Genomic DNA, 16,558 nt, shown 5'->3' with positions numbered 1-16,558 from the left:
CCGGGGCCAGGAGAGGACGTCGGATGAAGCTGGTGTGGAGGCGGGCGGTAGAGGCCCGTGGGCTGCTGCTCGCCGCCGCTGTCGCGGCACTCGTCGCGGTCGCTTTGGTCACCGGACTCTCCGACTACAACCGCCGGGCGGTGGACGCGGGCGCCCGGGCGGTGCTCGACGCCGCCCCGGCGGAGGAGCGCAGCCTGCTGATCAGCGGCTCCGGTGGGGCGGACGCCGCCGCGTACGCCGAGCGGGACCGGGCGGTACGGGCACAGTTCGCAAACGGGCTGGGCGGGGCGCCGGTCACGGTGGCCGGCATCCGGTCCGGCACCGGGCGGGAGCTGACCGGTGACGTGGGCGCCGCCCGCACCGACGACGACCCGATGTTCGCCAACCTGGCCACGCTCGACGACCTGCCCGCGCACGCCGAGCTGGCCGCCGGGGCGTGGCCGGTGCCCGGCAGCAACCCGTTGCAGGTGACGCTGCCGGAGAAGGTGGCCGCACAGCTGAGCCTGGAGGTCGGCGAGCGGGTGCCGCTGTACGACCGGGGCGCGGAGCGGGCCGGCACGGTGGTGCTGGCCGGCACGTGGCGGCCCCGGGACGGGACCGAGGCGTACTGGCGGCTCGCCCCGGGGGTGGGGGAGAGCCAGGGCGACGCGGAGACCACCTCTTACGGGCCGTTCGCGCTCGATCCGGCCGACTTCGCGCGCACTTTCCCGGGCTCCACCTCGGCGGCCTGGCTGGTCGACCCCGACCTGGTGGCGGTCGAGCCGGCCCGGCTGCCCGCCGTGACGGCGGCGCTGGACGAGATCACCGGGAAGCTGCCCGACGCCACCGGTCTGGGCTCGTCGGCGCAGCAGCTCAGCCACCTGGACCGGCTCCTCGACCGGCTCAGCCGGGCCGATCTGGTGGGCCGGTCCGCGCTGCTCACCCCGCTGCTGCTGATCGTGGTGCTCGGCGGGTACGCGCTGGTGCTGGTGGCCGCGCTGCTGAACGAGGACCGGCGGGCGCAGACCGCGCTGCTGCGGGCCCGGGGCGCGGCCCGGGGACAGATCGCCGGGCTGGCCGTACGCGAGGCGACGCTCGTGGTGGCGCCGGCGCTGCTGCTGGCCCCGGCGCTGACCGGGCAGGCGATCCACCTCCTGGGCGCGGACCTGGGGCTGGCCGACGGCGACGTGGCCCGGGTGTGGCTGGTGGCGGTCGGCGCGGCGATCGGCTGCCTGCTCGCCATGGTGGTGCCGGCGCTGCGCCGGGCCGGCACGTACGTCGCGGACATGGCGGCCCGATCCCGCCCAGCCCGGGGAGCGGCGGTGCAGCGGGCGAGCGTGGACGTGGCGCTGGTGGCCCTGGCCGTGCTCGCCTGGACCCAGTTGCGGCAGTACTCGTCGCCGCTCGCCGGCGCGAACGGCAGCCTCGGCATCGATCCGCTGCTGGCCGCCGCACCCACCATCGGCGTGCTGGCCGGCGCGGTGATCGCGTTGCGGCTGCTGCCGCCGACCACCCGGATCGCGGAACGCCTCGTCGACCGGCGGACGTGGAACGCCACCATGTTCGGCATGTGGCAGGCGGGCCGCCGCCCGCACGCCGGCCCGGTGCTGCTGCTCGCGCTCGCCGTCGGGGGCAGCACGCTCGCCTGGTCGCTCGTCGCATCCTGGGAACGCTCGCAACGCGACCAGGCCCAGCACACGGTCGGCACGGACCTGCGACTGACCGAACGCAACGGTGCCGCCCCGGCCGACCGGGCCGCCGCGCTGGCCGCCGTTTCCGGCCTGGACCGGGTGCTGCCCGCCTGGCGCGACGACGTGCGCCTGGGCCGCGAGGCCCGGCCGGCGACCGTGGTGGCCCTGGACGCCGCCGCCGCGAAGGGGATGATCCGGCTCGACGACGCCGACGGCGGGGCGTCCACCGGGGCCCTGCTGGACCGGCTCGCGGCCGGTCGGGCCGATCCGGTCGGCGGTGTCCTGCCAGCCGGTGCGAAGACGTTCTCCGGCACCGTCCGTACGCCCGTGGAAAGCATGTACGACCGGCCGCGGGTCGCCGTGAGCGCGCTGTTCGCCACCGACGCCGGGGCCACCTGGCGGGTCCGGCTGGCCGAGGCCGGCGGCGAGGGACGGCCGGTGCGCTTCTCCGTGCCGCTGCCCGACACCGGCGGCGCCCCGCTGCGGCTGGCCGGCTTCGAGGCCGACGGCGGCGACGCCACCGGCAGCTCGTACCGGCTGCTGCTCACCGACATGCGGCTCACCGACGGCGGCGGCGCGGCGCTGCCGTTGCCGGTGGAGGGGGCCTGGCGGGTGATCGACCCGGGCAGCGGGCCACGCCGGGACGCCCGGGCCACCCCTACGGCGGTGGACGCGACGCAGGGCTTCGACGTGCCCGAAGGGCTGTTGCAGTACGCCCGGGTGCCCTCGTCCCGGTTCGCCGTGGTGCCGATGGCCGAGGACCCGCCGGTGCCGGTGCTGATCACACCGGGGGTCGCCGCCGCGCTGAGCGTGCAGACCGGTGACACCGTCAAACTGTCGGTCTCCGAGGTGACGATCGAGGCCACAGTGGTCGGCCAGGTCGCCGCGATCCCCGGCACCGGTGGCGACGGCGTGCTGCTGGACCTGCCCACCGCCGGCGCCCAGCTGCTGGAGCGCAGCGGAGGCGTGCGGCCGGTGGCCGAGTGGTGGCTGCGTACCACGCCGGGTGGGCATGCCGCCGCGACCGAGGCCCTCGCCACGGTCGGCGGCACGGTGCTGCTGGACCGGCGGGCGGTGGCCGCGGAGGCGGCCGAGGACCCGTACTGGCAGGGTGCGCGTACCGGCCTGCTGGCCGCCGCGCTCGGGTCGGTGCTGCTGGCGCTGGTCGGCCTGGCGGTCGACGTGTGGGCCACCACCCGGCGGCGGCTCAACGAACTGGCCGTGTTCAACACGCTCGGCGCGAACACCCGGCTGCTGGCCCGCGCCTACCTCGCCGAGCAGGGTTTCCTGGCCGCGATCGGAGTCGGCGTCGGGCTGCTTGTCGGCGCCCTCGTCGCGGCCACCATGGTGCCGCTTGTGATCCTCACCCCGGCCGCCGGACGGCCGGTGCCCGAGGCGGTCTTCACAGTGCCCTGGGTGCCGATCGGGGCGACCGCCGCCGGGCTGCTGCTCGCCGCGCTCGCCTTCGCCGCCGTCATCACCACCGGCATCCGCCAGCGGGTCGCCGCCGCGCAGCTCCGGATCGGAGGAGAACGATGAGCCTTCCTGGTGCCGCGCGCCGGGTCCGCGCATACGGAGGGCAGTTCCTGCTGCTCGCCGTCCTGACCCTGGTGACCGCGCTGTTGATCACGGGCGTGCCCCGGGTCGCCGACCGGCTGACCGGGCAGGGGCTCACCGAGTACGTGGCCGGTCAGCCGGTGGCCCGCCGGGATCTCGCGTACAGCGCCGGACCGGACGTCGTGCCGGCCTCGGACCAGCCCGTCGTCGCCAGCCGGGGAGCCCTGCTCGCGGCGGTCGAGGAGAAGATGCCCGCCGAGGTGCGCGACGCGATCGGCGAGCGCTGGTTCGCGGCGCAGACCGTCCCCGGGCGACTGCGCGGTCCGACGCTGAGCGACGACAAAGGGCTGATCGACCTGCACCTGCGCGCCGGCACCGGCATCCGGGAGGCGGCCACCCTGGTCGACGGGCGGTGGCCGGAACGCGGCGTCACCCCGGCCGGCGCGATCGAGGTGACGCTCGCCGAGACGATCGCCACCCGGCTGGGCGTCGCGGCCGGCGACCGGTTCCGCCTCTCGCTGCTGGACCGCGACAACAACGTGCTCAACTCCCGCCCGGTCGACCTGGTCGGCGTGTGGCGGCCGAACGACCCGGCCGGCGGTGTCTGGGACACGCTGCCGTCGATGCTGAAGCTCAGCCCGCCCGAAGGCGACGGCGATCCGTTCGTGGCCGTCGCGTACACCGCCGACGCGGGCCTGAACTCGATCACCGCCCGCGAATGGCCGGTGACGTTCGGCTGGCGGTACCGGATCGCCCCGGACCGGCTCGAACCGGGCCGCCTCGACGCGCTGATCGCCGGCGTCGACGGGCTGGACCGGGCCATGCCCACTGAGGTCAAGATGACCCTCAGCCAGGGCGTGGACATCCCGCTGCGGCGCTTCGCCGACTCGCTCGCCGCCGCGCGTACCCTGCTCGCGGTCATCGCCGCCGGGCTGCTCGCCACGCTGGCCGGGCTGACGCTGCTGGCCGCCCGGCTGGCCGCGCGCCGCCGCCGCGCCGAGTTCCACCTGATCCGGGCGCGCGGCGGCTCGACCGGTGACGTGCTGCGTCGCGGTCTGGCCGAGTCGCTGCTGGTGCTGCCGGCCGCTGCCGGGATCGGCTGGCTGCTCGGCGGGCTGCTGCCCGGCACCGGGTCGCCTTGGCACTGGGTGCTGATCGCCGGGCTGCTGGCCACGCTGCTGCCGCCACTCGCCGCGCTCGCGGTCGGCCGCCGCGCCGGTGGCCGCTCCGACCTCGGCGGCCGGTCGCCCGCCGTCCGGCTCACCGTCGAGGTCGCGGTGCTCGGGCTCGCCGTGCTCGGCGCGTTCCTGCTGCGCCGCCGCGGGCTCACCGCCGGCTCGGTGGATCCGCTGCTGGTCACCGTGCCGGTGCTGCTGGCGATCGCGGCGGCGCTGCTGGCGCTGCGCGCGTACCCCTGGCCGTTGCGGCTGCTCAGCCGCGTCGCCGCGCGGGCGCGCGGCAGCGTCGCGTTCCTCGGCGCCGCCCGCGCGGGCCGGGCCGCGAGCACCGGGCCGCTCGTAGTGGTGGTGCTGGCGGTGGCCACCGCCGCGTTCTGCGGCGTGGTGGCGACCGGCATCGAGACCGGCCGGGACACCGCCGCCGCCCAGGCCGTGCCGGGTGACCTGCTCGTACGCGGGGAGCGCTTCGCGCCGGACACCGCGGAGAAACTGGCTGAGCTGCCCGGGGTACGCGCTGTCGCGCCACTGCTCACAGTGCCGGCCGAGCGCCCTTACGCCGACCGTGCCGGTCGCCTCGCGCCGATCACCGAGCTGCGCGTGGTGCTCGTGGACGGGGAGCGGTTCGCCGAGGTGGCGCGCCGGGCCGGCGTACCGGTGAGCGTGCCCGACCCGCTGCGGGCCCGCGCCGACGGCAGCACGCCGCTGCCGGCGCTCGTCTCCCCGGCGGTCGCCGACGAGCTGGCCGACGCCGGGCTCGCCGACGCCCAGGGCGAGCGACCCGCCTGGCTGGACGTGCAGGGCAACCGGCTGCCGGTGCGCAACGCCGCCACAGTCGACGAGTTCGCGCTGGTCGACAAGGGCGTACGCCGGTTCGTGGTGCTGCCGTGGCCGGCGTTGCCGGCGGACGCGCCGCATCAGCTCGCGCCCACCGGGTTCGTGCTGGCCGGCGCGGGCGTGGACGCCGCCGAGGTGGACCGGGTCGCGCGTGAGGGGCAGAACCGCTACCTGCGCATCGGCGGGGTCGGCACCGGGGACAAGGCCCGCGCGCCGGAGGTGACGGCCCGCTCGGCCGTGCGCGCCGACCTGGGCGGCACCGGCGTGAACGGCCTGCTGGTGTTCGGCTTCGCGCTCGGCGCCGGGGGCGGCGCGGTGCTGGGGCTGCTCGGGCTCGCGCTCGCGGTGCTCGCCGGGGCCCGTTCGCGCGGGCAGGTGCTGTCCCGGCTGCGCACCATGGGCCTGTCGCGCCGGCAGTGGCGCGGCATGCTGATGGTCGAGCTGACCCCGCTGGTGCTGGTGTCGGTGCTCACCGGCGCGGTGGTCGGCGCGTTGCTGCCGCTGCTGCTCACGCCGGTGCTCGGGCTGCCCGCGTTCACCGGCGGCGTGGACGTACGCCCACAGTTCGAACCCGGCCTGGTCGCCGGGGTGTCGGTCCTGGCCATGGTGGCCCTGGGCTTCGCGATCGCCGTGGAGGCCGTGAACAACCGCCGGATGCGCCTCGGTGAGGTGCTGCGGCTCGGAGAGGAGAGCTGAGATGACCGCGACCGCCGAGGCGTCCGTGCCGGATCTGGCGTCCCTGCAACAGCGCGCGGCCGAACGGGCCGCGCAACGGGCCGGAGGACGCGACCGGTTGCGCGGGCACATCGTCTGCGACGGCCTGGTGCGCATCTTCAAGACCGAGGGCGTCGAGGTCTTCGCCCTCCAGGGCCTCGACCTGGTCATCGACCGGGGTGAGCTGGTCGCGATCGTCGGCGCGTCCGGCTCCGGCAAATCGACGCTGCTGAACATCCTGTCCGGCCTGGACACGCCGACCGCGGGCATCGCCCGGGTCGCCGACTACGACCTGTTGTCGCTGTCGAACAAGCGGCGGCTGGCCTACCGGCGGGAGGTGGTCGGGTTCATCTGGCAGCAGACCGGCCGCAACCTGCTGCCGTACCTGACCGCGCTGGAGAACGTGGAGCTGCCGATGAAGCTGGCCGGGCGGGGCGGCGGGCGGCGTAAGCGGCGGGAACGGGCCCGCGAGCTGCTGGACATGGTCGGCGTCGGCTACTGCGCGGACCGCCGGCCGGGCCAGATGAGCGGCGGCGAACAGCAGCGCTGCGCGGTCGCCGTGGCGGTGGCGAACGACCCGGAGATCCTCTTCGCCGACGAGCCGACGGGTGAGCTGGACGAGGCCACCGGGGCGGAGGTCTTCGCCGCGCTGCGCACCATCAACGCCGAGCTGGGCGTCACCATCGTGGTGGTCACCCACGACCAGGCCGTGGCCGGCCAGGTCCGCCGTACCGTCGCGATCCGCGACGGCCGGACCGCCTCCGAGGTACGCCGGACCGCGCGCGTCACCGCCGACGGCGGCACCGAGATGGTCAGCGATGAGTACGCGGTACTGGACCGCACCGGCCGGATGCAGCTGCCGGCGCAGTTCGTGGAGGCGTTGTCGCTGCGCGACCGGGTCCGGCTCAACCTGGAACCCGACCACGTCGAGGTGCGTCCCGGCGACCGGGCGACCGCCGAGGAGAGTGAGTGATGACCGACCAGACAGTGGTGCTGCCGGCGGCGTCGGTGACGGCAGTGGAGGACGTGGTCCAGGTCGAGGGGGTGAGCCGTACCTTCGGCAAGGGCGAGCACGCCGTGCACGCCGTACAGGACGTCTCCTTCACCGCGCGGCGCGGCGAGCTGGTAGCGGTGCGGGGCCGCTCCGGCGCCGGCAAGACCACGCTGCTGAACCTGATCGGCGGCCTGGACCGGCCGGACGCCGGGCGGATCCGGGTGGCCGGGCACGACGTCACAGGGGCCGGCGAGCGGGAACTGCTGGCGTTGCGCCGGGGCACGATCGGGTTCGTGTTCCAGACGTTCGGGCTGGTGCCGATCCTGTCCGCCGCGGAGAACGTCGGGGTGCCGCTGCGGCTGGCCAAGGTGCCGGCGGCCGAACGGGAGCAGCGGGTGGCGGTGCTGCTGGAACTGGTCGGACTGGGCGGGCACGCCGCGCAGCGCCCGTACGAACTGTCCGGCGGGCAGCAGCAGCGGGTGGCGGTGGCGCGGGCGCTGGCGAACGAGCCGGACCTGCTGATCGCCGACGAGCCGACCGGCCAGCTCGACTCCGAGACCGGGCGGTCGATCATGGACCTGCTCCGGGCCGTGGTGCACGCCCGGGGCATGACCGCACTTGTGGCCACGCACGATCCGGCGCTGATCGAGATGGCCGACCGGACGCTGACGCTGCGCGACGGGCGGCTGGCGCCGGAGGACTGACCCGGGCGACCGGGCCGCGCGCCTTCGGGCGGCGGCCCGGAGCCTGGTCGCGGCCCGGTGCCGGATCACGTCCCAGCGCTTGGTCGCGGCCCGGTCAGAGCGCCAGCTTCATGCCCTCGTGGCTGGCCACGAAGCCCAGGTCGCGGTAGAACCGGTGCGCCTCGGCGCGCTGCTTGTCGGTGGTGAGCTGCACCAGCGCGCAGCCACGCTCCCGGGCCCGGTCGATCGCCCAGCGCATCATCGTCCCGCCCAGCCCACGGCCGCGCCGGTCGGAGCGGACCCGCACGGACTCGATCAGGCATCGCTCGGCCCCGTGCCGCCCCAGCCCGGGGATGTACGTGAGCTGGAAGCAGCCCACCAGCTCCCCGCCGTCGTCGGCGACGATCAGCTCGTTGCGCGGGTCGGCGTCGAGGTCGGCGAAGGCGCGCTCGTACGCCTCGTCCACCTCGGGCAGGTCGCGGGTACGCCCCAGCACGTCGTCGGCGAGCAGGGCGAGCACGGCGGGCAGGTCGGCGCGGACCGCCTCCCGGAAGATCACCTCGGTCACCCGGCCAGCCTGGCACAGCGGGACCGTCCGTCACCGGGCGGGGCAGCGCAGCCCTTCCCGGGGGACGGTGAGCGAGATCAGGTACGCGTCGACCGCAGACGTCACGCACGACGTCTGCGGGTAGGCGGTGTGCCCTTCGCCCTCCCAGGTGAGCACCCGCCCCACGCCCAGCATCGAAGCCAGGGCGGGCGTCTGCTCGTACGGCGTCGCCGGGTCACCTGTGGTGCCGACCACCAGGATCGGCGGCGCGCCGTTCGCCCGGCCGGCCGGATAGGGGTCCCGCTCGCCGGGCCACTCCACGCAACCCAGCATCCCCACCGCCAGGGCGGGACCGAACAGCGGGTACTTCTGCCGCCACTGCGACTGCAACGAGCGGACCTGCTCGCGGGTCGGCTTCTCGGTCTCGTCCGCGCAGTTGACCGCCAGGTTGGCGTCGAACAGGTTGGAGTAGTGCCCGTCGGGCTCACGGCCCGCGTACGAGTCGGCCAGCTTGAACACGGCGTCCGGGTCGCCGCCCTGCAGCTCGTCGATCGCCCGGGCCAGCTCCTGCCAGCCCTGCTCGGTGTAGAGCGAGGAGATCACCGCGTAGAAGACCCAGCCGGCGGTGGCTTCCCGGCCGCCCTTCCCGCGTACCGGGGAGGTCTTCGCCTTGGCGATCGCGTCGGTGACCGCACCCCGGGCGTCCGGGGCGATCGGGCAGCGGCCGGCGTTCGCCGCGCACCACCTGGTGAAGTTGTCGAACGCCCGCTCGAAGCCCTTCGCCTGGCTCTCCGACCCGGCGATCAGCTTCTGCTGCGGGTCGACCGCGCCGTCGAGCACCAGCGCGCGCACGCGCTGCGGATAGAGCTGGGCGTAGGTGGCGCCGAGCAGCGTGCCGTAGGAGTAGCCGAGGTACGTCAGCTTGTCGTCGCCGACCGCAGCGCGGACCGCGTCCATGTCCCGGGCGGCCTGCTCGGTGCCGTAGAGCGGGAGCTGGTCGCCGTACTTCGCGCCGCACCGCTCGCCGATGCGCCGGTTGAGGCCGACGAAGCCGTCGAACGACGACTGGCTCTCCGGGTCGGGGTCGTAACCGAAGCTGGCGTCCAGGTCGGCGTCGGAGATGCACTTGACCGGGCTGGACCGGGCCACACCGCGCGGGTCGAAGCCGACGATGTCGAACCGGTCGGTGATCGCCGTCGGCAGGCCGCCGAACGCCGGGCCGAAGGACAGGTAGACGGCGGTGTCGACGCCGGAGGCCCCGGGACCGCCGGGGTTGACCACCAGCGAGCCGATCCGGTCGCGCTGCTTGGTCGAGCGGGCCCGGATCAGCGCGATCTCGAACGTCTCGCCGGTGCCCGGCCCGGCGGTCGCGCCGGTGGTGGCGCCGGTGCCCCAGTTGCGCGGCACGGCGATGCGGGCGCAGTCGTAGCGCATGTCCGCAGCGCCCCGGCCGACCAGCTCGTTCGGCACCTCCGGGCAGGCCCGCCACTCCGGTGCGGTGCCCGGCGGGGCGGCCTCGCCCTCGCTCTCGGCGCGCGGGGCGAACGCCGGCAGCGTGCAGCCGGCGGTGAGCACCACCGCCGCGACGAACGCGGCCAGGGCGGGCCGGAACCGGCGGGTCCGGTCGGGGAAGCGGGTCACGTGGGCGCCTTCCATGATCGTGTCGACCGTCAGGCTACGCCCGGCCGCGGGTGTCACCGACCGTCGCCGCCGGATCGCCGCGCAGCACCTCGTCGACGTCGTAGCGGATCGGGCGGTCGAGCTGGCCGTAGCCGCACGAGCGGGGATCACGGTCGGGCCGCCAGCGCAGGAACCGGGCGGTGTGCCGCAGCCGATCGCCCTCCATCGCGTCGTACGCCACCTCGACCACCAGCTCCGGGCGCAGCGGCTCCCACTCCAGGTTCTTGCCGCCGGTCCACCGGCTCACCCCGCCCGGGATGCGCTGGCCCCGCTCGTGGTCGCCGTGCACCCACGGGTGCTCGCCGCCGACCTCGCGGTAGGGCTCCAGCTCGTCGAGCAGCTCCTTGCGGCGGGCCATGGTGAACGAGGAGCTGACGCCGATGTGGTGCAGCACGCCGTCGTCGTCGTAGAGCCCGAGCAGCAGCGAGCCCACCACCGGACCGGACTTGTGCCAGCGGAAGCCGGCCACCACCGCGTCCATCGTGCGCGCGTGCTTGACCTTGAACATGAGCCGCTTGCCCGGCTCGTACGGCAGGTCGGCCGGCTTGACGATCAGCCCGTCCAGGCCGGCGCCCTCGAACACCTCGAACCAGCGGCGGGCCGTCTCCGGGTCGGTGGTCACCTGCGTCACGTGCACCGGCGGGCGTACCCCGGACAGCGCCTGCTCCAGCCGCTCGCGGCGCCGGGGATAGGGCTGCTCCGTGAGCAGCTCGTCGTCGATCGCCAGCAGATCGAACGCGACGAAGTCGGCCGGGGTGGTCTCGGCCAGCAGCTTCACCCGGGAGGCGGCCGGATGGATCCGCTGGGCCAGCAGCTCGAAGTCGAGCCGCGGCTGCCCGCCCGGCCCGTCCCGGCGGATCACGATCAGCTCGCCGTCGACAGCGCACCGGGGCGGGAGCTGCCGGCGTGCCTGCTCCACCACCTCGGGGAAGTAGCGCGTCATCGACTTGCCGCCCCGGCTGGCCAGCTCGACCTCGTCACCGTCGCGGAACACGATGCAGCGGAAGCCGTCCCACTTCGGCTCGTAGGTCAGACCGGGATCGGTGGGCAGCTCGGCCACGCTCTTGGCCAGCATCGGCTCGACCGGAGGGTTGATCGGCAGGTCCACGGCGACCAGTCAACCAGACGCCACCGACAGTGGTGAGGCAGATCACCGGCGGGAGCCGGGCGGCGTGTCCCGGCCCGGACGTGTTCGTCACTGTCGCCCGGATGGTGGAACCGCAGGTCAGAGCTACCGTCGCGGCGTGCCGGAGTGGAGCTGCGGATGCTGCGGGCGCTGGCGGGTCAGCGTCGAGCTGATCCGTGGCCGCTACCGGTACCGGCTGGCGCACAGCTACCCGCCCGAGCACGGCGGCGGCTCGAACGTCGTCGGCGAGGTCGGCTCGGTCGCCGAGCTGGAGCGGCTGCTGAAGCGGTACGCCCCGGTCACCCTCGCCGACCTCCACGAAGCCGCCTGACCCCCGCCGGCCCCGCCCCGCCACCCCCCCCGCCGCCGGCGAACGCCGATCTTGGAGTTGTGGTGCCTCATAAAGCTCGCCAACCGGGCATCCTGGGCGCCACAAGTCCAAGATCGACGAAGCGAGGGCGGGGCGGCGCGAGGGCGGCGCGGGGGGCGGCGCGGGGCGGCGGGCGGGTGGGGGCGGGCGTAGCCTGAGCTGACGCGTCCACGGGGAGGAACGCCGATGCGGTTCGTCGAGTCCGTCGAGATCGCCGCCGATGTCGACCGGGTGTGGGCGGTGCAGAGCGACATCGAGAGCTGGCCGGAGTGGACGCCCTCGGTCATCGCCGCCCGTCGGCTGGAACCCGGTCCGCTGGCGCTCGGCTCGACCGCCCAGCTGGAGCAGCCGCGCCTGCCCCCGGCGGTGTGGCGGGTCACCGAGATCGAGCCGCCGTACTCGTTCGTGTGGGAGTCCGCGAGCCCGGGCGTGCGCAGCCGGGGCGAGCACCGCCTGGTCGCGCTCGGCGACGGGCGCACCCGGGTCGATCTGGCCCTGGTGCAGACCGGGCCGCTGGCCGGCCTGCTCGGCTTGCTGGCGGGGCCGATGATGCGCCGCTACCTGCGGCAGGAGGCGGACGGGCTCCGCCGCCGCTGCGAGCAGGACTGAGGGCAGCAGGCGGGCGTCGCCGAGCAGGACTGAGGCGTCCGGACCGGTCACGTGCGTCAGGGCGGAGTCAGGCGTCGAGCGTCTTCTCCAGCACCGCGAGGCGGTTGCCGTTCTCGTCCGGCCGGTGCGCCACCACCCGGTAGCCGCGCCGCGCGTACAGGGCCAGGTTCGCCGCGCTGTCCGCGCCGGTGAACAGCGCGAACCGGGTCACCCGGCCCGCGCAGGCGTGCTCGACGGCGGCCAGCAGCCGTCCGCCGACGCCCCGGCCCTGCTGGTCCGGCGCGACCGAGAGGCGACCGACGTGGGCGGTGCCGCCGTCGACGCGGGCGCGTACCGAGCCGACCAGGCGGGGGCCGCTGCGCGCGGCGAGCACCACGTCCGGGCCGGCCAGCGCCGCCCGGACCTCGTCCAGCGTCTCGGTCAGCGGCGGCAGGAACACGTCCCGGTAGCGCTGCGCCTCCACCAGGTACGCGGCGCGCTGCACGGTGAGGATCTCACCGGCGTCGGCGACGTCGGCGGGGGCGATGGTCAGGTCGGTCACCGGCTCAGCTCACCACAGCCCTCCGGCGCGGCCGTACCCTGGCGGGTGTTCCCGTGAGCGAGGAGGTGGCCGCCGTGCCCGAGCTGACGTACCCCGAGGTGGGCGCGACCCGCGACGGCGGCCTGCCGGCCGGCTACCACCACCTGCGCCACCGGGTCCGGCTGCCGGACGGCGGCTTCCCGGTCGCGGCGGACGCGCTGCTGGGCTGGCGGCTGCACCGCGCCGCCGGTGTGGTGATGCGCGCGGACGCGCCGCGCGCGGCGCCCGGGGTACGGGTCACGCCGGGCCTCGGTGTCGGCCCGGTGCGGCTGTGGGGCCCGACCGAGGTGGTCTGGACGGTGGACGAGCCGGATCGGGCCGGCTTCGGCTACGGCACGCTGCCCGGGCACCCGGAGGTCGGTGAGGAGGCGTTCCTGGTGACCCGGGGCGCCGACGGCGTCTGGTTCGAGGTGACCGCGTTCAGCCGCCCCGCCCACTGGTACGTGCGGGCGGGCGGGCCGGTCGTGCTCGGCTTCCAGCGGGCGTACGCCTGGTGGCTGGGGCGGACGCTGCGGCGGCTGTGCCGGCGGCGCTGAGGCGGTCAGTACCGGGCGAAGGAGCGGATCGGGGCGCGCGGGCCGTACTTCGGCGCCTGCACACCTGCCGCCTCCAGCAGCACGCACACCCGGCCCCGGTGCCCCCGGAACGGCTCCAGCAGCGCCAGCATCCGGGCGTCGTCGCCGCGCGGCTCACCGGCCAGCGCCCAGGCCACGGTGTTCGGCACGTGGTAGTCGCCGACGCTGACCGCGTCCGGGTCGCCGTACGCGATCCGCACCACCTCGGCGGCGGTCCACGGCCCGATCCCGGGGATCGCGGTGAGCCGCCGGGTGGCCTCCGCCGAGTCGGCGCAGCGTTCCAGCCGGTCCGCGACGGCCGCCGCCCGCCGCAGCGTGTCGGCGCGTCGCTGCTCCACCCCGAACGGGTGGAACACCCAGTACGGCGTGGCCGCCACCGCGGCCGGCTCCGGCGGCAGCAGCAGCGGTTGCAGCGGGCCGGGGGCGGGCTCCCGGAAGTGCCGCACCGTCGCGGCGTACGCCCGGTACGCCTCCTTGCCGGTGACCTTCTGCTCGAAGACGGCCCGCAGCAGCCGGGGGAAGACCTGCCCGGTGGCGGGCATCCGCAGCCCGTGGTGGGTGTGCGCCAGTTCGGCCACCAGCGGGTGCGCGGCGGCGAGCGCGGCGAACCCGGTCAGGTCGTCGTACAGTCCGGCGATCCGGTCGGCCCGCTCGACGACCCAGCCGGCGCCGGGGCCGTACCCCTCGGCCGTCAGCTCGCCGGCTTCCGGGCGCAGCGCCAGCGTGGCCGGGCCGTCCGGGGTGCGGGTGGCCCACCAGAACGTGCCGGCGGCGATCCGCGCGCACGGGTCGTACGGGCTGAACGTGAGCGCCCGCACCGACGCGGCCAGCCGGTAGCCGGCCGGGGGGCGCAGCGTGCGGCGTGCGGCGGGCGAGGTCATCCGGTCACTCTGCCACGCGGCCCGGCCGTGACGGCGGACACGCCGTGCCGGGAGGCGGGGCGATGCCGGTGCGCTCCGCCTCCCGGGTTTACGACGGTGACCGGCCGCGCCCTCCCGGCGGCGACCGGTCACCGTGACCTGGTACGTCAGTACGAGTAGTCCGACCCGCCGCCGGAGCTGTTCGAGCTGCCCGCCGCGGGCGGCGCGACCGCCTTGGGCGTGCCGGTCGGCAGGCAGGTCAGGTTCTTCTTGCCGTTGGGGTCGACCACGAACCAGGTGCCGCCGACGCCCTGGCCCTTCCACTGGCCCGGCTTCTTGTCGCCGATGTAGCGGTAGACCGGCCAGCCGCCGATGGTGAGCTGCCGCGTGCCGTCCTGGCGGGTGATGGTGCCGACCTTGTCGTCGGAGACGCCACGCAGCTTCGGGTTGCCGTCGGTGAGCGACGGCGGCCAGACCTCGGCGCACTTGTCCACGCAGTTGGACTGCGGCGGGTCGTCGGAGTCCTTGTCGAACCGGTACAGCACCCAGCCGTCCTGGTCGGTGACGACGCGGCCCATCCGGGGCAGCTTCTTGCCGACCAGCTCGTCGGTGATCTTCACGTTGGCCGGGGGCGCCTTGTCCGCGACCGGCTTCTCCTCGGGAGCCGCCGACGCCTCCGGCTCGGCCGCCGCGGTGGGTTCGGCCGCGGCGACGGCGACCGGCTCGGCCGCGCTCGAGTTCGCCCCGTTGTAGCCTGCGGGGGCGCAGGCCGTAAGTGCGACCATCGCGCTCGCGACGATGACGATCGTCCGCTTGTGGTGTGCCACGTGCCCTCCTCGTTCTTGGCAGTTCGCCGAGTAGTACGGGCGCAGCACTGTCAAGGTTGAAGTCGAAACGGTGGCACATTTCACAGTGGACTGATTGAACCGTTAGCCGTCCTGGCGCGTGCGTCAGCACGAGGGGGTCTGCCGGCCCGGACACGACACGACGGCGCCGGGCGGTCCAGCCGCCCGGCGCCGTCGTCGTACCGGATCAGATGTCGTCCACCGTCACCAGCGGACTCGCCACCCCGTTCGCGTCGACCGACTGCACCTGAAGCTTGTCGATGTCGCGCACCGGGGCAGAGGTGGACGCGGTCAGCTCCAGCGGAAGCTGGTTCTGGTTCGTGCCGTACCCGCCGGCCGGCACCGACCAGGTGGAGATGACCTCGCTGGTGGCGTTCTTGCGCACCACCACCAGCCGGCAGACACGCGGCCCGGGCAGGCGGCTCAGCTGCACGGAGACCTGCGTGCCGTACTCCTTGCGCGCCAGCCACATGGTGGTCTGCACGCCGGTGCCCGCGTCGGTGGCGTTGTGCTGGTCGCCCTCGATCGGCTTCTCCCCGCCGACGCCCGGATCGTTCGGGTTGCCCGGCTCGCCGCTCGGCGCCGCGGTCGGCGCGGTCTGCGTCGGCCCGGCCTGCGGCGTCGGCGCCGGCTCGCCGCCGAGCATCCCGGCGGCGACCCCGCTCAGGCCGCCGAACACCACCACTGCCGCCGCTGTCGCCAGCAGCTGCCGCACCCGGGTACGACGGCGGTCCCGCCGCACCGCCACCAGCGTCCGGTCCAGCAGCGCCGGATCGGTGTGCGTCTGCTCCAGCGCGGCCATCGCCTCGCCGTCGATGCCGGAGAGCAGCCCCACCACCGGGACCATCGTCTCCAGTTCCGCCGCGCAGGCCCAGCAGGTGGCCAGGTGCTCCTCGAACCGCTCCGCGTCCTGCGCGTCCAGCACGCCGAGCGCGTACGCGGCGACGTCCATGTGGTCGGCCCGGCTCATTCGGTCACCCCCCTCTCCTGCAGAGCAGTACGCAGCGCGCGCAGCGCGTAGTAGACCCGCGACTTGGCGGTGCCGAGCGGAAGCCCCAGCTCCTCGGCCGCCTCCGGTACGGTGCGCCCCCGGAAGTACGTCGCCACCAGGATCTCCCGGTGCGACTGGCTCAGCGTACGCAGCGCGTCCGCGACGGTCATCGTGCGCAGCACCCGGTCGGTGCTGTCCGACTCGGCGAACATGGTCAGATCCCGGTCGTACGTCTCGGGCGGGCGGGCCTGCTCGCTGCGGTGCTCGTCGATGGCGATCCGCCGGGCCACGGTGACCAGCCACGGGCGCAGCGAGCCCTGGCCCTGCACGCCGAGCCGGTGCGCGTTGCGCCAGGCCCGCAGCAGCGTCTCCTGGACGATGTCCTCGGCGCGCTGCCGGTCCCCGCCGGTCAGCCGCATCACGAACATCAGCAGCGGGCCGGCGTGCTCGGCGTACAGCAGGCGGATCAGCTGGTCGGAGTGGCTCGCCTCGGCGGAGGTCGCCTGGTGGCGTCCGGGAGCGGGTCGCGGCGGCACCGGGTCATTCTGGCGATCGGCGGGCCGGGCGTCGACCCCCCGGCGAGAACGCGAGGCGCGCGAGTGTGGTTGTGCCCGGGCGAACATCCACTCGGGCCGCGCCACTTCGCCGTGCCAGCCGGCCGCCACCGCATGCATGCAGACCTCCGCTGTCCAATGACATCAGCCGGCCCCCCACGGGCATGGCCGCCCGGGGATACGCAGCGACC

General features: G+C 75.2%; 15 protein-coding genes. 7 read left to right on the top strand and 8 right to left on the bottom strand.

The features are described from left to right. Positions 1-23: 23 nt before the first annotated feature. From ACSDG8_RS09205 to ACSDG8_RS09190, 4 genes are read left to right on the top strand one after another with little or no spacing between them, the layout of a single operon-like run. Positions 24-3,209: an ABC transporter permease gene (locus ACSDG8_RS09205; RefSeq protein WP_210898382.1), complete on the top strand. Its 3,186-nt coding sequence runs from the start codon at positions 24-26 to the stop codon at positions 3,207-3,209. Further along, a complete protein-coding gene (locus tag ACSDG8_RS09200) occupies positions 3,206-5,935 on the top strand; it encodes an FtsX-like permease family protein (RefSeq protein WP_439427809.1) in 2,730 nt (909 codons plus the stop codon). The genes ACSDG8_RS09205 and ACSDG8_RS09200 overlap by 4 nt, the downstream gene beginning before the upstream one ends. A 1-nt stretch (position 5,936) precedes the next feature. Continuing rightward, on the top strand, positions 5,937-6,926 hold the full coding sequence (locus tag ACSDG8_RS09195) for an ABC transporter ATP-binding protein (RefSeq protein WP_184683459.1): 990 nt from the start codon (positions 5,937-5,939) through the stop codon (positions 6,924-6,926). Next, a complete protein-coding gene (locus ACSDG8_RS09190; RefSeq protein ID WP_210898380.1) occupies positions 6,926-7,651 on the top strand; it encodes an ABC transporter ATP-binding protein in 726 nt (241 codons plus the stop codon). The genes ACSDG8_RS09195 and ACSDG8_RS09190 overlap by 1 nt, the downstream gene beginning before the upstream one ends. A gap of 94 nt (positions 7,652-7,745) precedes the next feature. Here the strand turns inward: ACSDG8_RS09190 and ACSDG8_RS09185 are convergent, their stop codons facing one another. The 3 genes from ACSDG8_RS09185 to ACSDG8_RS09175 are packed head-to-tail and all read right to left on the bottom strand — an operon-like array spanning position 7,746 to position 10,965. After that, the gene (locus tag ACSDG8_RS09185) at positions 7,746-8,198 is read right to left on the bottom strand and encodes a GNAT family N-acetyltransferase (protein WP_210898378.1); all 453 of its coding nucleotides are present in this window, start codon (positions 8,196-8,198) and stop codon (positions 7,746-7,748) included. 30 nt (positions 8,199-8,228) lie between these two features. Next, the gene (locus tag ACSDG8_RS09180) at positions 8,229-9,833 is read right to left on the bottom strand and encodes an alpha/beta hydrolase (RefSeq protein WP_439427808.1); all 1,605 of its coding nucleotides are present in this window, start codon (positions 9,831-9,833) and stop codon (positions 8,229-8,231) included. Between the two features lie 19 nt (positions 9,834-9,852). After that, positions 9,853-10,965, bottom strand: a complete 1,113-nt coding sequence (locus tag ACSDG8_RS09175; protein ID WP_439427807.1) for an ATP-dependent DNA ligase — start codon at positions 10,963-10,965, stop codon at positions 9,853-9,855. A gap of 136 nt (positions 10,966-11,101) precedes the next feature. Here ACSDG8_RS09175 and ACSDG8_RS09170 point away from each other — a divergent pair, with 136 nt between their 5' ends. Then, a complete protein-coding gene (locus tag ACSDG8_RS09170; protein ID WP_184683475.1) occupies positions 11,102-11,314 on the top strand; it encodes a hypothetical protein in 213 nt (70 codons plus the stop codon). A 225-nt stretch (positions 11,315-11,539) separates the two neighbouring features. Continuing rightward, positions 11,540-11,962 (top strand): SRPBCC family protein, encoded by a 423-nt coding sequence (locus ACSDG8_RS09165; protein WP_210898366.1) that lies wholly within the window; start codon positions 11,540-11,542, stop codon positions 11,960-11,962. A 67-nt stretch (positions 11,963-12,029) separates the two neighbouring features. Here the strand turns inward: ACSDG8_RS09165 and ACSDG8_RS09160 are convergent, their stop codons facing one another. Next, entirely contained in the window at positions 12,030-12,503 is a 474-nt protein-coding gene (locus tag ACSDG8_RS09160; protein ID WP_210898364.1) for a GNAT family N-acetyltransferase, read from the bottom strand. Positions 12,504-12,556: 53 nt separating this feature from the next. Between ACSDG8_RS09160 and ACSDG8_RS09155 the strand changes: the two genes are divergently transcribed. Further along, a complete protein-coding gene (locus tag ACSDG8_RS09155; protein ID WP_116511259.1) occupies positions 12,557-13,078 on the top strand; it encodes a DUF1990 family protein in 522 nt (173 codons plus the stop codon). Positions 13,079-13,083: 5 nt separating this feature from the next. On the opposite strand, the gene ACSDG8_RS09150 is transcribed toward ACSDG8_RS09155, so the two are convergent. From ACSDG8_RS09150 to ACSDG8_RS09135, 4 genes are all read right to left on the bottom strand, one after another. Next, the gene (locus ACSDG8_RS09150; RefSeq protein ID WP_210898362.1) at positions 13,084-13,998 is read right to left on the bottom strand and encodes a DNA-3-methyladenine glycosylase family protein; all 915 of its coding nucleotides are present in this window, start codon (positions 13,996-13,998) and stop codon (positions 13,084-13,086) included. A gap of 146 nt (positions 13,999-14,144) precedes the next feature. Then, positions 14,145-14,804: a COG4315 family predicted lipoprotein gene (locus tag ACSDG8_RS09145; RefSeq protein ID WP_184683483.1), complete on the bottom strand. Its 660-nt coding sequence runs from the start codon at positions 14,802-14,804 to the stop codon at positions 14,145-14,147. Between the two features lie 205 nt (positions 14,805-15,009). Then, positions 15,010-15,792 (bottom strand): anti-sigma factor family protein, encoded by a 783-nt coding sequence (locus ACSDG8_RS09140; protein WP_184683485.1) that lies wholly within the window; start codon positions 15,790-15,792, stop codon positions 15,010-15,012. Continuing rightward, positions 15,789-16,487 (bottom strand): sigma-70 family RNA polymerase sigma factor, encoded by a 699-nt coding sequence (locus tag ACSDG8_RS09135; RefSeq protein ID WP_184683490.1) that lies wholly within the window; start codon positions 16,485-16,487, stop codon positions 15,789-15,791. Before ACSDG8_RS09135 ends, ACSDG8_RS09140 begins: the two co-directional genes overlap by 4 nt. Positions 16,488-16,558: the final 71 nt, after the last annotated feature.

It is taken from the genome of Micromonospora sp. LA-10 (assembly GCF_051853095.1).
GTDB classification, from domain to species: Bacteria; Actinomycetota; Actinomycetes; order Mycobacteriales; family Micromonosporaceae; genus Micromonospora; species Micromonospora echinospora_A.
This window is presented reverse-complemented; position numbering and strand designations above follow the sequence as displayed.

Bases quoted from the DNA above. Each gene is read 5' to 3' on its own strand.
- ACSDG8_RS09205 (WP_210898382.1), top strand. From the start codon at position 24: ATGAAGCTGGTGTGGAGGCGGGCGGTAGAGGCCCGTGGGCTGCTGCTC.
- ACSDG8_RS09200 (WP_439427809.1), top strand. From the start codon at position 3,206: ATGAGCCTTCCTGGTGCCGCGCGCCGGGTCCGCGCATACGGAGGGCAG.
- ACSDG8_RS09195 (WP_184683459.1), top strand. From the start codon at position 5,937: ATGACCGCGACCGCCGAGGCGTCCGTGCCGGATCTGGCGTCCCTGCAA.
- ACSDG8_RS09190 (WP_210898380.1), top strand. From the start codon at position 6,926: ATGACCGACCAGACAGTGGTGCTGCCGGCGGCGTCGGTGACGGCAGTG.
- ACSDG8_RS09180 (WP_439427808.1), bottom strand. From the start codon at position 9,833: ATGGAAGGCGCCCACGTGACCCGCTTCCCCGACCGGACCCGCCGGTTC.
- ACSDG8_RS09165 (WP_210898366.1), top strand. From the start codon at position 11,540: ATGCGGTTCGTCGAGTCCGTCGAGATCGCCGCCGATGTCGACCGGGTG.
- ACSDG8_RS09150 (WP_210898362.1), bottom strand. From the start codon at position 13,998: ATGACCTCGCCCGCCGCACGCCGCACGCTGCGCCCCCCGGCCGGCTAC.
- ACSDG8_RS09140 (WP_184683485.1), bottom strand. From the start codon at position 15,792: ATGAGCCGGGCCGACCACATGGACGTCGCCGCGTACGCGCTCGGCGTG.
- ACSDG8_RS09135 (WP_184683490.1), bottom strand. From the start codon at position 16,487: ATGCATGCGGTGGCGGCCGGCTGGCACGGCGAAGTGGCGCGGCCCGAG.